Raw genomic sequence first — 14,949 nt, 5'->3', positions numbered from 1 at the left:
AATTGAAAAAGAAAATGAACTATTTAATCTTAATTTTAACGATCATCTTTATGGTTGGTTGTACCAATGTAGAAGATCCGCCTATTACAAATGGAGAAAACGCCATACAAGAAGTAACCAAAGTTGATAAAGAAGCAGAGGGAACTATTACCGAGGCCATTAAGGAACCAAAAGGAGAAGAAAAGGTTGTTGATGAACCGGCAGTCGAGGAAACACCAACCCAACCAAATAACGATCTATTCTCAGGATACGAACGTATTGAAGTGGATGCTTGTGATTTGTCTGGCCATCGTGAACCTAACGTCGTTGTGGATGTTGGTTACGGGAAGCGTGAATACTGGGCATTTACAAACGAACACGGGCAACTAGTGCGTGTCATTGCTGATAAAATCATTCTACAAGATGACAATAAAGAGCCTGTGTCATCGTCTGGTAGGTATTGTGCTGATGAAGCAAAGGTCCCTGGGGTTGAGAGTGCTGTTTTAGACGAAGGACATGCCATAGCTGATTCTCTTGGCGGTGTATCCAATGCTTATAATATCACCCCACAAGATAGTACGCTCAACCGACATGGTGATCAAGCATATATGGAAGACGCTATACGCAAAGCAGGTGGAGCTACTAATTTTGAAGCAATTATCACCTACCCGAACACGAAAACGCAGATTCCCTCCAGTTATCAATACACCTATACGTTAAAGGGTAACGTGATTGTCGATAAATTTGATAATGTGAATCCTGACGAAGTAAACAAAACCCTTGGTTTAACAGACAGTAAGCCTTCTGATTCAAAAAGTTCTAACACAAAAGCGACTAATCCAAATACAAAAGATGATCTTTCTAGTGTTGATACCAATGGTAACGGGAAGATAACGATAAAAGAAGCGAAAGCAGCCGGTTATAGTATGCCAATAACGAGTGATCATTGGTTATACAAATACATGGATGATCGTGATGGTGACGGTATGGTAGGTGAGTAAGACTAAAATTAAATGAACGGAAGAACAGAACATACTCCTGTTTGCCACAATTCCCTATGGATGGTGTTATAACTAGAGATGAACATCCTGAATGGTTTCAGAGTATTGAATAATAACTCTTGATAACTCATGGTGGTTGAACTAACGGGAAACGATAGCTTAATAAAAACAGCAGCGATCGGTTTAGATCAGCTGCTGTTTTTTATTAATATAACCGGCTGAGTATGGGATCGTGGCAATGTTATCAAGTTCTTGTCATCCAACAAAAATAATAAGGCTGATAGGCGTTTTTCATTTGTCCCGGCTTTCAGACATATGTACAAAATACTAAGTAATGTTCAATGTAATTTGATTTGAAATATCCAAGAAGATGCTTAGGTTCATTTATTGAATTGCATAGTGATTTTTGTAAACATTATTATCCGAACTAAATTTAAATGGAACGAAGTTAAGTCGCTCACTTGAGCGGCTTTTTATTATTGGTAGTCTGAGAAAAGAAATCAGGAACTTATTATTTTCCGTTTACTTTCTCCTTATTATCTCTTAATATATGGATAACTATAGATAAGGGGTTGAGTAATAGTGAATGCTAAAGAAGCAGCGTTGTTACTTGGGGTTCATTATAAAACCATTCTTAACATGATTAATGACGGGCGTTTAGCCGCTTCGAAAAACGACTCCGGAGATTGGGTAATCAGTGAGAGTGACTTGGCTGCTCGCGAGCAAGAGATCGGCGATAAGGAGTTTGCAACGATTTATACTCATATGGCAGTACAAATAATTGAGAAAGCTCATAACCGGGCTATACAAGCAGCAAGAGAAGAGCTTATTGACGTCGCACGTGCAACAATAAAGGTCAAAGAGAATAGGAATGAGTTAAATCAACAAGTAAAACGTCTTCAAAATGCATTAGATGCATATAAGGCTGCTGAAGCATTCACACTTACTGTTGATTCAATCAAAAAACAAGCGGAAATAGAAAGTCACCGATAGTACCTGATAAGTATTGGAAACATATCTAAACGGAACTGATTATGTGGAGGTGTACTTAATAAGTGCAGAATGATACCCAAGAAGATCTATGGCAAAGAATACTGGGTGAACTTGAAAAAAAGATTAGCAAACCAAGTTTTGATACCTGGCTAAATTCTACGAAGGTTATTACTTTTAATGAAGCTGAACTTATTATTAGTACCCCTACACAGTTTACGAAAGATTGGTTAGAAACACGTTACGTTAACCTTATAAGAATGGCGGTGAATGAAACTTTAAACCGAAATATCACTGTAAAGGTAATAATCGAGGATGAAGAGATTTTGTCTGAGAAGGGTAAATCGTTGAAAATGAACTCTGGATCCACAGAAACGAAGCTAGATCCAAAAGTTTCATTGAATAGAAAATATACTTTTGAAAACTTTGTTGTAGGCACAGGGAACCGTTTTGCACATGCAGCTGCACTTGCAGTAGCTGAAGCACCGGGCAAAGCTTATAATCCGCTTTTCTTGTATGGTGGAGTTGGACTCGGTAAAACTCATTTAATGCATGCGATTGCCCAACATGTATTAGATCATAATTCCAAAGCAAAAGTACTATATATATCTTCTGAAAAATTTACTAATGAATTTATAAATGCAATTATGAATAATCGCGGCGAATTATTTAGAAATAAATATCGAAATATAGACGTTTTATTGATTGATGACATTCAATTTATAGCAGGTAAAGAACAAACACAGGAGGAGTTTTTTCATACATTTAACGCTCTTCAGGAGGAAGGTAAAGCTATCATTATCTCTAGTGATAGACAACCTAAAGAAATCCCAACGCTAGAAGAACGATTGCGCTCCCGTTTTGAGTGGGGCCTTATTACAGATATTCAACCACCAGATCTTGAAACAAGGATTGCTATTCTGTGTAAAAAAGCAAAGTCTGAAAAACTTGATATTCACAACGATGTCATGCTATATATTGCAAACCATTTTTTCACTAATGTCCGAGAATTAGAAGGAGCTCTTATTCGCGTTGTAGCATATTCATCCCTAACCAACCAGGATATTGGGGTCCCAATGGCCGCAGAAGCTCTTAAAAATTTATTACCGTCTGTAGGACCTAAGACTATTACTATACAAAAGATTCAACAACGAGTAGGGGAATTTTACGGAATTAAGATAGAAGATTTTAAAGAACGAAAAAGAACAAAAGCAGTAGCATTTCCGCGTCAGATCGCAATGTACTTATCCAGAGAACTCACTGACATTTCATTACCAAAAATAGGTGAACAATTCGGAGGCCGTGATCACACTACAGTTATTCATGCATACGAAAAAATAGTTCAAATGCTTCAAAAAGATCAGGAACTTTGTGCAGTAATTAAAGCTTTAACGGATAAAATTAAAGATTAACCATAATGTAAAAGAGTTGTAATGGACGACTTTGAAAGATGATGGAGGAACAGCTTTTAAGTTTGCTTGCTTATGTGGCTAGCGGCAGGCAGAAGGTCTTGATGTTGCTCGATCTGAGGGCGTTACCTTTGGAAGGCCCAAGTAATTGCAAAAGTTGTATGAATTTTACTCCATTTCGTTATATTAAGTAAGTAGCATATACGGAGGGGGTGAAATGGAATGACCGTAGCGTCTCAATTAAAAACAGCAGTATCTTCAATGAAAAGTGCTCAAGCCAGTTTTGAAACTTTTGCATTAGGTACCCAAAATCAAGAAGCAAAGACGTTATTTACCAAAGCGGCACAACAGACACAGAGTATTATCGACCAAGTTATGCCCCGTGTACACCAAATTGAGCAAGAAGAACCGCAATATAAAGGATTTTAAGAAAAACAGCCATGTGGAATCCCACGTGGCTGATTTAACCTTAAATTATTGAGCTGAACGCGGTTGTTGTTCGCGCCAACATTCTATATACGCTGAAATTGGGTATTACTAATGTCAAATTACTCCGACGTACTCATTTATTTAACTTGAGCTGGACCTCCTGATCGAGGCACTATTGATTCGAACTACCCCGTACCGTTAACTTCATCCGCCTTCTTTGTTATCTCCTGCATTTTTAATGGATTCGAGAAAATAAGGTAAAATTACGGTTGCATCAATCACACAGGTAAATATAACAAAGGCAAAGGAAACCGGAAAGCTTGTCATATACATTCTTCCGGTTATAGCAAAACAGAACGCGAAGAATATCGCAATAATCCAGTTTAAGGCGATACAAATTCGAATCAATAAACCTAACCATTTTTGACACCAACTCATTTTGCTTTGACTCCTTTTATACGTTGATACCGTGTGGTTTGGAGCAACCGATTCTTTCTTCATAGCTAGGTCTGAACCCAGTTGTTTCCAATTGGTTCAACAATTTATATGACCGGGGGGACTTCCTACGCAGTTTTTCTAAACCTTCTGAAGAAAAGTGTCCTCAATGCAAAGTTGTCTTCAGTATTGATCCGTACTGCCATTCAGGGTGCTTTTAGTTTCCCTGCACTATTCAATTTTACCGAAACCTTAATCTCTTGCAGGGATTCCGTTGTTAAGTTGAGACCACCTTCGGAATAGATCCTTTTCCAATCTTTATTTTGCTGTCGGTACAACGCATGTTCCAGTTGTAAAAGATCGGAATGGATTTCAAGCCCATTCTCAAAGGTTTTTTGGATTTCTTTCTGGACTTGTTCTGCCGCTTTTTCTTCCATAAGCCGTTCTGACATCGGTTGGATGACCTCACTAACATTTCCCGAAAGTTTTACATCGACCGTATACGTAACGCCATTTCCGTTGGCTTGCGGAATAATTTTGATCTTTGGGTTTTCGAGCGACAATGCAACCTGAGGCTTTCCACTACTTCGAATAATTAAAGGGCTGCGTTGGGTGTTGGGGTTCACCCAGCGAAGTCCAGGAATACTTTCAACGCCTAGCCGTCCTTGATATTTTCCGTCCTGGAAAATGAAAACGCCATCCATTTCAAGCATCGAATGCCGACTTCTATCTTTTTTCCAGTGCCGTTCGGAAATTGCTAAAGAAGGCAAAAGGGTCGCTTTCCCAGGTTCGTGGATATCGGACACGAACTCCCTGGAGGTTAACGGGGAAATGACCGATTCTTGTTTGTAACTCTCCTGCGGTTGAGCAAGCAATGACATAAGCGGTGATAGATTAAAAAAAGGAGTTACCTCAAAAACTTGGTCTAGAGGCTCCGTTGTGCCAAAAAACCATGGCGTGTAGCGCATTTCATAATAGCGGTGCCGCAGTTCATCGATCTCCTTTAATCCCTTTCTCAGTGCGTTTTCACTTACAACAACGGCGAAAATTTGACCGAAAAAAATGCGCATCTGCGATGTGCGGTACAAATCATTAACGGCACTAATTGTCGTTTCCCCCTTGCCTTGGCCAACCCACACGGGAATTGGCTGGAGTGGCTTCCCGGATTCCATTTTGGCAACGCTCGAGAAATCCAGCAGTTGCCCATAAACGGTGTATTGACCGTTGGCATAATCGATCCCGATACTCGTTAAATAATTGACGTCTTGAATATCCTTCATATCCCAACATCCAGTTAGAAGAAGCGGGAATATCAAAAAAAGGGAAGTGAGTTTCTTCCATCCCGCCATTAGGTATCACCTTTCCTTGTGGAATCTTTCGTATGTAACATTTCAGGCCGGCGATTTATCTTGTTCCACGGTTTTCGGATAACCGCCGCAATAAAGTCCCTCCAGGTTAGGGGGGATAAGGGAGCAAGGTAGGGTACGCTAAAGGACTCCAACCGCGAAAGATACAAAACAATCGCAATCGTAGACAAAATAAATCCGTACATGCCCAGTACCGACGAACAAATCAATACAAAAAATCGGATGATGCTAACCGAACCCACAAGCGATTGATTGACCAATGTAAAACTTGAAACTACGGTTATGGCCGCTACGACAAGTAAAGTCGTTGAGGCAAGACCGGCACGAATTGCTGCATCCCCAACCACAATTCCTCCAACAACGGCTACCGTTTGGCCAACCGCTTTCGGCAGTCTCTCTCCGGCTTCTCGGAAGAGCTCGAACATCGAGATCATTAAAAAAGCCTCTATGGCCCCATTCATAGGTAGCCCTATTCTTGATATCGCGATCGTGGCTACAAGCGGGTACGGTATTTGTTCTACATTATAAGATGAAAGAGCAATCCAAAAACCCGGCAGAAGCAATGACACTACAAGCCCCGCTAGACGCAAAAACATTCCCAACGTAGCATAATAAAACGGGAAATAGGCATCTTCAGGTGACTTTAATAACAGTGTTAAATTAGCCGGTCCAATAACAGCATGAGGGGCCCCATCGACAATAATGGCGAATCGTCCGTGTAGGAGACAGTCTGCCACATAATCGGGGCGACCGGAATAATCCAACAAAGGAAATAAGGTAAACGAATAATCGGAAATGATTTTTTCCAATTGACTGCTTCCCATTAAGACGTCTATGTCAATATGTTGTAAGCGGTTTTTCGCCTCCTTCACAATGTCAGGCTGAATGATATCTTCGATGTAGAGCAAAGCGACTTTGCTATTGCTCCTTTTTCCAATCGTAAATTGTTCATAGCAAAGAGAATTGGTGCGAAGGCGTTTTCGTATCAAGGCCACGTTGGTTGTTACTTCTTCCACAAAGCCGTCTTTCGGCCCTTTTATGGATATTTCTGAACTTGATTCCGAAGGGCTTCGATGAGGGGGAGAAGCAATATCCAGTGCATAGACAGCATTCAGCTTTGAAAAATAAATAAGGAGTTGACCAGAAAATACGCGTGTTATCATATCGCCGGTCTGATCGGTTGGGGTTAATTCCAGCCTTTTATCGAACTCCATGCCGGGTTTCGAATGATTGAGCATACTTTCCAATCTCGGAAGCACATATTCGTTAATTTGCTGCATATCCGCCAAACCTTCGCAATAGATAAGGTGTACCGTTTGCAAAGATTCAGCATCGCCGAAGTCATACTTATCCATCTTCACATCCGCGCAATGACGAAATAATGAGCGAAACCGCTCTGGTGACCATTCGTCCTTTTGGGGCATGGCGACAGATGGTTCTAAAGAGGGCGTATTCTTTGTTCCATTCTTCAATAGGGAGTTCCAAAACCAGCGAAATTTCATTGTCGACTCACCCCCGTTTTGTTTTTCACGAGCACAGCTATAAACAACAAAAGTGATACGCCTACAACCAATCCTAATGACAAAGGTAAATAGACATGTTTCAAGAAACTGGCATACTGCATGTCGCTAATGGGCAGTTCAACAAGGAAGACCATGACGATACCGAGTATCGTTAGCCAAATAAGCCTCATGTTCTTATTCTGACTTGCTGGCAATAAATCAATAAGTAAAAGGAGCGCGATGGAAATTCGGACAAAAGCTCCTGATAGCCACTGATAAATAGATAAGAAATCGACATGACGAATATATTTTCCAACCTGTACGAGACGCCATTCTTCATAAGCCGGGTATCGCAGTTTGGCTGCTTCAAAAGGTCCAAATTCGGCGATTGCACCCGTAACGGGTCCAAATACCAATATAACCAAGAAGATGGCCAATAAACATAACGACCATGGACGAATGTTCGATTTCATTCGATGTTGAAAGAGCAGAATTATAATTAATTCTACAAGTCCGCCCCCTACATACATACATCCTTTGAGGACGGGCTCCACTCCATGTTCCATGACGGGTGTCAATAAGGAGTAATTTTTCTTGGGAAGATTGGCGCTCATGACGAAGTCCCCAAATACCACCACGAATGGCAGCAAAATGCCCGATGAAATTGCGATCGATCGAATTCCGGATTGAGCGGCAACACAACATAAAAGAACCAATGAAGCGGATAAAACCAGTTGTGGCGTATTTGGCAAGTAGGATGCGTGCGTCCAAACGGTTGTATCTTTCACCGTCAAAACCATAAGCAAAAAAAGATAAGCAATGAAAAAAGTCCGAAACGATACGCTTATCACCGTTCCGTAATTTTCGCGCAACCAAACCGCGATTGGTTGTTGTTTTGTTTTTTTTATGATGTAGTAAAGAAGGAGCGTCCAAATTATATATGGCAAAATCACAGCCAAAATACTTAACCACGCGTCTCTTTTCGCCTCTTGCAGCAAGGAGGGAATAACCATGACATGGTTCATTAACCCTACCGCTAGGGCGATAATTGAAAACAATGGGATTGTACCAATGGTGGAACCTGTTTTATTAACCATAACGGATAGTCCCCTCAACATCAAATGGTTCCTTCTGTTTAAGCTTGTTATCTAAAACGGGAGGAATCCATGAACTTAATATACATTCATTCCCACAAATCCTGGTATTATTCTGAGATCAAACAAGTTGCAAACAGGACAGCTTCATTTTTAAACTGCAGAATGCCTAGACCAGGTGATTTCAAGATAGAATGTGAAGCTGTAAATGATTCGATTGAAGAGTTGAAACCTTAGATGAGATGGGCCCAAGAAAAGCATTCCGAGTATAATTCAGAACTTGGGATAAGAGAAAACATTTATTAAGTTCCTAAGTAGAGAAAACCTAAGGCTACTTATATTTTTGAAGGATACCGGGCAATTTATAGCCTCCTCAAGCTTACACAGCATTGATTTGGAGGTTCGAAAGTTGAAATCGGGTACTGGATTGATACAAGGCATAGTGCGAAGGTTACATGACTAAAGCTGTACAAGATGTCACTGGTTTTTCCTTTAATCACCAGAATCCAAATCGATTAAGGATACGTTGTGATACTAAAAACACTAAAATCAAGATGATTCCCGAGAGTTTGAAGTTTGACTTGGAAGGTGTTATTAGTAATGAAGATCTGTCTGTTGATGGAAGCGAATAAAGGGCCACGAACATTTATGCAATAGTAAAGTAGTGTCTGAACATTTCTAGGCGTTTAAACTGAATTCGTTATCTTTTCGCATTTGCTAGTTCACTAACGAATGCCCGTTTTAATATGGAGTTGAATCCACTGGAAAAACTTATCATATCGCTATCAGGAATGACTATAACTTGAGGGCATCCGTCATTATTCTGTCTTTTACAAATAAAGCCATTAACATTCAATTTCTAAATTATATATTTGGATCCGTTCATATGACTGCATTATAAAAAACTAAAGCAGTAATATTGAAGGGTATGCGGATTAGTTTGACACAGAGCATTAAGGAATGTAGAATCGGTTTAAATAGTAGTTTTTATAATTACCACTAATTTATTGAAGGTATATTAGCTAATTAGTAATTTATATATTTTTGAAAGGGAATTTCTTGTGAAAGATGAATTGGGGAAAACTGGGATACTGGTAACACCAGTTTCAGGTGAGAGGCATATTGAATAAATGATAGAACAAGCTTTAATCTTTGATCCTTGGTGAGAAGGTGATTCTAATACCTCATAGAGTCCTTAAGTGAAACTTCGTTTTTTTCAAGTCTTTATGCTGCCGAAGATATTGATTGTGTATAAAATAATTATTATAAGGAGTTTACAATGGAATTGTTAAAACGTTTCTTTTCTTATTACAAGCCTTTTAAATGGCTCTTTATTATTGACTTTTGCTGTGCTGTTTTTGTGGGTGTTTTGGAACTTGCCTTTCCTGTTGCGGTCAACCAGGTCATCGATCGCTTATTGCCACAAGGGGAATGGTAAATTATTATTTGGGCTTGTTTAGGTCTGTTATTGGTCTACGGGCTTAACACATTTCTCCAATATGTCGTCACCTACTGGGGACACAAGTTGGGGATCAATATTGAGACAAAAATGCGGGAAAAGCTTTTTAATCATATGCAAAAGCTTTCATTTGGTTACTACGATAATAATAAAACAGGTCATTCGATCTCAAGGCTAACAAAAGATCTTGAAGAAATTGGTGAAGTCGCCCACCATGGTCCGGAAGATATTTTTGTCGCTGTTATGACCCTTGTAGGTACATTTACTATTATGTTGGGGATTCAATGGAAGTTAGCTGTTCTTTCATTTATTGTCATTCCTTTATTAATGGTTTTTGCCATTTACTTTAATAAAAAGATGACAGTTGTATTTCGTACAATGTTTGGTGACATAGGAGAAATTAATTCTCGTGTGGAAGATAGCCTCGGTGGTATTCGAGTTGTGCAGGCTTTTGCCAATGAAAAATACGAGAACAAAAAGTTTGCCAAAAACAATGAGAAGTATCGTCAAACCAAATTACAATCTTACAAAATTATGGCTCAGAATATTATGGCGAATTATATGCTTATGAGGGTTGTGACCTTATTTACGCTTCTATTCGGAACATGGTTTGTCATTAGTGGAAGTTTGACATATGGCGAGTTTGTGGCATTTATTTTATTTTCGAATATTTTATTAGGTCCAATCCAAAAGATTAATGCAGTGATTGAGAGTTATCCAAAAGGAATTGCTGGATTTAAACGTTATACGGAAGTCTTAGATACAGATCCTGATATCCAAGACAGTTCGAATGCCAAAGCACTTGATGTGAACGGTGTGATTGAATACGAGAATGTATCATTTGGTTATACTGAACAAGAGAAGATTCTAGATAATATCAGTTTATCAATTCTTCCAGGAGAGACGGTTGCATTTGTTGGTCCTTCAGGAGCTGGAAAAACGACACTGTGCAGTTTGCTGCCTCGTTTCTACGAGGTGACGGAAGGTAAAATTATGATTGATGGACACAATATTAAAGATTTTACACTTGAATCGTTACGAAGCCAAATTGGGATAGTCCAGCAAGATGTTTTTTTATTCTCTGGCACAATCCGTGAAAATATAGCTTACGGAAAGCTGGATGCAACCGATGAAGAGATCTATGAAGCGGCCAGAAAGGCCCAACTTGATGATTTTCTTCGTTCACAGCCGGATGGACTTAATACGGTTATTGGAGAACGTGGTGTAAAACTATCGGGTGGTCAAAAGCAAAGACTATCGATTGCGCGTATGTTTCTAAAGAACCCACCAATCTTAATATTGGATGAAGCTACTTCAGCTCTAGATACAGAAACAGAGATTGCGATTCAAGCGTCATTAGCGTCATTGTCAAAAGGCCGGACAACGTTAGTTATCGCACATCGCCTTGCTACGATAAAAAATGCTGATCGCATTGTTGTCGTGACAAGGGAGGGAATTGCAGAACAAGGAAGGCATGAGGAATTACTGGGTCAAGCAGGCATATATAGCCGTCTTCATGAAGCACAATTTTCGCAGTAATTTGTTTGGTCTGTTGTAACTATAGATTTTTTTCAAGAGGTTCAGTCGATGAATGATGTGGAGAGCGTAAATATTCGTCTGAATTTCTTTTTTTATTATGCAATGCTTTTTCGATGTTAAAAAATTTAAGAGGAAGAAGGAAATGGATTGTTAAATATTTTCCACTCGGGCAAAAGCAGAATGGGTTTGTAACAATCTATTTTGGATCAGTATTCTTTTCAAAGACAATCCAAGCATCGTGTAGCACAGATAAAAATGCCCGACTGTTCGATTTGAAAGAGTTGCCATAGACGGCTATTTGTCTTGTCTTCCTAAATGATACGCTTTTTTATAGTTCTGGCTTACCATTTATATCTTCTATATCGAGTGCCTGAACTTTCTAGGCATTCAAACTGAACTCGTTATCTTTTCGCATTTGCTAATTCATTTAATGCGACTAAACGAACAAATGCCCGTTTTTATATGGAGTTGAAGATACTGTGAAAATTGACTAAGCAGTTACCAGGAATGCCCATAACCTAAAGGGTATCCTCCACTCAGTTTTTCTTTCTGATCTTAAATGATATTGCTTCATTTTCATCAATATTTTTATTCTTAAAAAAGGAACCGTTGAAATTCAATTTTCAAATTATTTATTTGAAGTCGTTCATGGTGACTGCATTATAAAACTAAAGCAATAATTGTTTATTCTAATTTATCAATTGAAAGGTATCCGGATTCAAACAAAAATTGGAAAATTTTATTGAATGAAGTGTTTTACACAGAGCATTAAGGAATTTAGAATCAAGCCAACTGGTAATTTTTGTGGTTTCTATATATAATATTGAAGGTATATTAACTAATTGGTGATTTTTATATCCTTTGAGAGGAGATTTATTATGAAAGACGAATTGAAGAAAATTGGACTATCTGATTTAGAGGCCAGGTGTTATATTGTTCTCCATAAGGAATCGAATTTAACGGGTTATGAAGTTGCCAAGCGTGCATCTGTTTCGAGAGCGAATGTTTATGCAGCTTTAAAATCACTTTCAGATAAAGGTGGATGTCGTGTTATCGATGGGGATCCTGTTCGTTATGATGTCGTACCTATTGAAAAATTTATTAATCAATTAAAATCCAGTTTCAACAAAAGTGAAAAAATATTGAAAGAACAACTAAAAGAAACAAAACGAACAACATATGGTTTTTATAATCTGCAAGATATAGATCAAATCAAAATGGTCCTGCAACGAATGATTGCGAGTGCTAAAGATACGATTATCGCTGACTTTTTCCCCGAAGACTTATCTATAGTAAAATATGAATTGAGTAAAGCGGAAGCCAAAGGTATATCTGTCATTTTAGTTACTTTCGATAATGATGAGGCTGGTTTAAAAAATGTATTTTTAGATAAACGTATCAATAAATGGCCGCATTCAGCCGTTCGTAATTTTTCAATTATCGTTGATGGGAATTCTGCTTTAATTGGAGGTATTCAGGGTGATTTGAAGGCATCTGCAATGGAAACAGAGCATCCAGCGATTATCGAACTCTTGGAGTCTGCCTTTTATCATGATGTCATCATGAGCCAAATTGAAAAGGACTTTGGAGATCAGTTAACAAATAAATATGGCAAAGATTTTGAGATGATCTTGAATAATCTAAAATCAATTACTGATAGAGAATAATGAGGTCGGTTATGGTAATAACGCACCATTAAGAATTAAAAAACTTATACTACCTGAGGTACTAAGAGTTGGAGACTTGAAACCAAAAATTTCGAGAACTTATTTTGACGCAAATGAGAATGATTTATTTTTGGCCATATCTGAAACGGGATAATGGCGGTCAGTAGATCGAGGAGATGGTATTCGTGGGCAGATGATTAGGACTTGAACAAATATTGTAGCACAATCAAAAGACTCGGTCGACACATTTGTTAACCTTACCCTTTCAATATAGAAAAAACTTCCCACTGTGTTGTCCGGCTTGGTTCACGCAACAGCCACCAACCAAATTGTGTTCACCCCGAAGTAGACGGAAAGAGCAGTACCCGTCAGCATAAGATGTTAAAGAACCCCGCCGTTTTAATTGAACCGCACCCCAAATCTTGGACACATGATATAATCGTCTGAGGAGAAGGGGTGCGGTTTTTTACATTATGGTCAGATACAGCGAAGAGATACGAATACAAGTTGCAAAAGAAGTGCTTGAGGGCAGGCTTTCTGAGAATGAGGCAGCTCGGAAATACGGGATGAGCCACGTCACTGTCAATGAGTGGGTAGCCACGTACTCCAAGCATGGAGCTACGGGGTTATTGAAAAAACAAAAACATAGGACATTTACTGGAGAACAGAAACAATACATAGTAGAAGATATGCGTGAAAATCGGCTGAGTTATAAAGCGGCTGCAAAGAAGCATGATGTACCAGACAGATCGATCCGAAAGTGGGAACGGAGATATCTCAGTGAAGGGCCAGAAGCGCTCTATGCTGAGCGCAGAGGTCGTCGTCCGTCGGTTAAAGCGCGGACAGAAGAACTAGAGGCGAACACCAGCAGTATGGATGAACTCATTAAGGAGAATCAGCTCCTACGTACGGAGCTTGCTTACCTAAAAAAGTTGAAAGCCTTAGTTCAAGAAAAGGACGCATTACGAACGACGACAAAGCTCAAGTAATTTACGAGCTAAGGCATGAGTATAACGTGAAAGAGCTTGTCAAAATTGCGGGTATCCCTCGCAGCACATACTACTACCATGTAAAGAAATGGAGTAAGCCTGATAAGTACGCCACTGTAAAGACTGAAATGCTGCGTCTATTTAACGATGAGTTAAAGTGCCGTGCAGGGTATCGTACGATGACCAGGGAACTACGTAAAGCTTTACGAATCAACCACAAGACTGTACAACGCCTGATGAAGGAGTTAGGGCTTCATTGTATGGTGCGCAGGAAGAAATACAGGTCTTATAAGGGTGACGAGGGAAGGATAGCTCCTCATATCTTGAAAAGAGATTTTAGTGCCGTGGCACCCAATGAAAAGTGGGTTACCGATGTGACGGAATTCCACCTGTATGGGCAAAAAATATATCTCTCACCTATTATGGATCTGTATAACCGTGAAATTGTTAGCTACACGATATCCAGTAGACCCACCTTTTCTATGGTCACAGAGATGCTTGAAGAAGCCTTGAATAAGCTGCCGGAACAACATAATCTTGTTCTGCACTCTGATCAAGGATGGCAATACCAACAGAAACGCTACCAGTATATGCTCTCAGAGAGAGGAGTCATACAAAGTATGTCTCGCAGAGGAAATTGCCTGGATAACTCCTTAATGGAAAATTTCTTTGGGATCTTAAAGACCGAGCTTTTGTATATTCAGGAATTTGAATCCATTGAAGAATTCATCCAAGAATTACACCAGTATATTCACTATTACAATCACCGAAGAACCAAACAAAAACTTAGAGGACTGTCGCCGGTAGAATACCGCCTCCAGTCCTCTGCAGCTGCCTAAACCATATTGTGTCTAAATTTTTGGGGTCAGTTCAAATAAAACGGTGGGGTTCTCTTTTCTATTTATAGGGAAACTCCGTTCGATATAATGGGGTAATTCTGATAAGGAAACGGTTATCATGGATACTCTTTATGGATAAAACAAAGGAGGTGAATCATACTATGAGTATGAAAGCCAAACCCGATAACAATACCCGAAAGCATAGAACACTCGCGATCTAACAATCCTAATGATCAAGGAAAACTTAAAG

11 protein-coding genes and 1 pseudogene are annotated in these 14,949 nt (G+C 39.2%); 8 read left to right on the top strand and 4 right to left on the bottom strand.

All coding sequences use genetic code 11. The annotated features are described in order from the left end of the window. Positions 1-2 precede the first annotated feature (2 nt). The 4 genes from MKX98_RS30480 (at position 3) to MKX98_RS30465 (ending at position 3,808) form a co-directional block, all read left to right on the top strand. Positions 3-980, top strand: a complete 978-nt coding sequence (locus MKX98_RS30480; protein ID WP_231887925.1) for a DNA/RNA non-specific endonuclease — start codon at positions 3-5, stop codon at positions 978-980. 582 nt (positions 981-1,562) lie between these two features. Beyond that, on the top strand, positions 1,563-1,973 hold the full coding sequence (locus tag MKX98_RS30475; RefSeq protein WP_339220128.1) for a helix-turn-helix domain-containing protein: 411 nt from the start codon (positions 1,563-1,565) through the stop codon (positions 1,971-1,973). A gap of 62 nt (positions 1,974-2,035) precedes the next feature. Further along, complete coding sequence (gene dnaA, locus MKX98_RS30470; protein WP_339220126.1) at positions 2,036-3,382, top strand: chromosomal replication initiator protein DnaA; 1,347 nt, start codon at positions 2,036-2,038, stop codon at positions 3,380-3,382. Between the two features lie 219 nt (positions 3,383-3,601). After that, a complete protein-coding gene (locus tag MKX98_RS30465; protein ID WP_339220124.1) occupies positions 3,602-3,808 on the top strand; it encodes a DUF1657 domain-containing protein in 207 nt (68 codons plus the stop codon). A 204-nt stretch (positions 3,809-4,012) separates the two neighbouring features. On the opposite strand, the gene MKX98_RS30460 is transcribed toward MKX98_RS30465, so the two are convergent. From MKX98_RS30460 to MKX98_RS30445, 4 genes are all read right to left on the bottom strand, one after another. Beyond that, positions 4,013-4,309, bottom strand: coding sequence for a hypothetical protein (locus MKX98_RS30460; RefSeq protein WP_339220122.1), 297 nt, complete (start codon positions 4,307-4,309; stop codon positions 4,013-4,015). Between the two features lie 140 nt (positions 4,310-4,449). Next, positions 4,450-5,592 (bottom strand): Ger(x)C family spore germination protein, encoded by a 1,143-nt coding sequence (locus MKX98_RS30455; protein ID WP_339220120.1) that lies wholly within the window; start codon positions 5,590-5,592, stop codon positions 4,450-4,452. Continuing rightward, positions 5,592-7,112, bottom strand: a complete 1,521-nt coding sequence (locus MKX98_RS30450) for a spore germination protein (RefSeq protein ID WP_339220118.1) — start codon at positions 7,110-7,112, stop codon at positions 5,592-5,594. The genes MKX98_RS30455 and MKX98_RS30450 overlap by 1 nt, the downstream gene beginning before the upstream one ends. Next, the gene (locus tag MKX98_RS30445; protein ID WP_339220116.1) at positions 7,109-8,209 is read right to left on the bottom strand and encodes an endospore germination permease; all 1,101 of its coding nucleotides are present in this window, start codon (positions 8,207-8,209) and stop codon (positions 7,109-7,111) included. Before MKX98_RS30445 ends, MKX98_RS30450 begins: the two co-directional genes overlap by 4 nt. A gap of 452 nt (positions 8,210-8,661) precedes the next feature. Here MKX98_RS30445 and MKX98_RS30440 point away from each other — a divergent pair, with 452 nt between their 5' ends. The 4 genes and pseudogenes from MKX98_RS30440 to MKX98_RS30425 all read left to right on the top strand — a co-directional run bounded on the left by MKX98_RS30440 (position 8,662) and on the right by MKX98_RS30425 (position 14,699). After that, the gene (locus MKX98_RS30440) at positions 8,662-8,838 is read left to right on the top strand and encodes a hypothetical protein (RefSeq protein ID WP_339220114.1); all 177 of its coding nucleotides are present in this window, start codon (positions 8,662-8,664) and stop codon (positions 8,836-8,838) included. Positions 8,839-9,491: 653 nt separating this feature from the next. Beyond that, positions 9,492-11,204 (top strand): annotated as a pseudogene (locus tag MKX98_RS30435) (ABC transporter ATP-binding protein). A gap of 878 nt (positions 11,205-12,082) precedes the next feature. After that, positions 12,083-12,871 carry a helix-turn-helix domain-containing protein gene (locus MKX98_RS30430; protein ID WP_339220112.1) on the top strand — a complete coding sequence of 263 codons (789 nt, stop codon included), beginning with the start codon at positions 12,083-12,085 and terminating at the stop codon, positions 12,869-12,871. A gap of 473 nt (positions 12,872-13,344) precedes the next feature. After that, positions 13,345-14,699, top strand: a protein-coding gene (locus MKX98_RS30425; protein WP_339220110.1) for an IS3 family transposase whose coding sequence is annotated in 2 segments (ribosomal slippage) — positions 13,345-13,795 and positions 13,795-14,699 — 1,356 coding nt in all. Because the reading frame shifts where the segments join, the coding sequence is not laid out codon by codon here. The last annotated feature ends 250 nt before the right edge of the window (positions 14,700-14,949 follow it).

The organism is Paenibacillus sp. FSL W7-1332 (genome assembly GCF_037969785.1).
Taxonomy (GTDB): domain Bacteria; phylum Bacillota; class Bacilli; order Paenibacillales; family Paenibacillaceae; genus Paenibacillus_AQ.
Note: the sequence above shows the minus strand (reverse complement) of the source record. Positions and strands in the feature narration are given on the sequence as shown.